1 pseudogene is annotated in these 852 nt (G+C 43.0%); it reads right to left on the reverse strand.

Features of this window, described 5'->3' with window-relative positions:
- A pseudogene (locus tag HMPREF2637_RS11680) lies at positions 1–852 on the reverse strand (hypothetical protein); the annotation flags it as partial.

The raw sequence follows: 852 nt of genomic DNA on the forward strand, positions 1-852 counted from the left end.
GTGTTTCAAGTTCCTTGAGTGAGTCCTTGAAGACCAGTGTCTCACAAAGTGAGTCCGCTTCAACGAGTGTGTCTTTGAGTACCGTTAAGTCAGCGAGTGTTTCAAGTTCCTTGAGTGAGTCCGCTTCAACAAGCTCGTCTGTGTCAGAATCACAATCAGTGTCAAACTCAGAGTCAGCTTCAGAAAGTGCGTCAGTATCTGAATCACAGTCAGCTTCAACGTCAGAATCAGCGTCAGTAAGTGAATCAATCTCAGAATCACAGTCTGTATCTAATTCAGAATCAGCGTCAGAAAGTGAGTCAGTTTCTGAATCACAATCAGTCTCAAATTCCGAATCAGTCTCAGAAAGTGCATCAGTTTCAGCCTCACAATCCGTTTCAAATTCCGAATCAGCTTCAGAAAGTGCGTCAGTATCTGAATCACAATCTGTATCTAATTCCGAATCAGCTTCAGAAAGTGCGTCAGTATCTGAATCACAATCTGTATCTAATTCCGAATCAGCTTCAGAAAGTGCGTCAGTTTCAGAATCACAGTCTGTTTCAAACTCAGAGTCAGCATCAGAAAGTGCGTCAGTTTCAGAATCACAGTCTGTTTCAAACTCAGAGTCAGCCTCAGAAAGTGCGTCAATTTCAGCTTCACAATCAGTTTCAAACTCAGAATCATCCTCAGCAAGTTCGTCAGTTTCTGAATCACAGTCTGTCTCAAACTCAGAGTCAGCTTCAGAGAGTGCATCAGTAAGCGAATCACAATTGGTTTCTAATTCCGAGTCAGCTTCAGAGAGTGCATCAGTGTCTGAATCACAGTCTGTCTCAAACTCCGAGTCAGCTTCAGAGAGTGCATCAGTAAGCGAAT

This window comes from Streptococcus sp. HMSC065H07, from assembly GCF_001837325.1.
GTDB lineage: Bacteria > Bacillota > Bacilli > Lactobacillales > Streptococcaceae > Streptococcus > Streptococcus salivarius_H.